The sequence below is a fragment of the Staphylococcus intermedius NCTC 11048 genome (assembly GCF_002902385.1).
GTDB lineage: Bacteria > Bacillota > Bacilli > Staphylococcales > Staphylococcaceae > Staphylococcus > Staphylococcus intermedius.
Genome location: NZ_PPQH01000023.1, coordinates 1 through 347, shown reverse-complemented (window position 1 = coordinate 347; position 347 = coordinate 1). Strand labels below are relative to the sequence as shown.

1 protein-coding gene is annotated in these 347 nt (G+C 34.0%); it reads left to right on the top strand.

Translation table 11 applies throughout. From position 1 onward, the window contains the following. Positions 1-45: 45 nt before the first annotated feature. A partial coding sequence (locus CD138_RS14845) for a tail tube TT1 domain-containing protein (RefSeq protein WP_420338452.1) occupies positions 46-347 on the top strand: 302 nt, incomplete at its 3' end.

Here is a 347-nt window from a genome sequence, read left to right as displayed (position 1 = left end):
AAAAATAGTCTTTGACATGAAATTCTATAACAGGTAGGTGGTATCTTGCCAATCTTGATAAAAAACAGAATAGGTAAGGGATATCCAATATTCGCGGCTACAACATTATCAGAAAAGATAAACGACGACGGTAGTTTGTCGTTGGATATCTTAGAGAATGAAAATACTTACGACCTAATTTCATCAATATCAAAAATGTGGACGATTCATAACGTCGGTGGTCCTGATGATAAAAATGTCTATGTCATCACCATTATTGATAGAAAAAGTAAAGGTAATAAGCAATTTTTGAGTATCACAGCAAGACAAAAACAACTCGATGACTTAATGACATCACGCGTTATCAG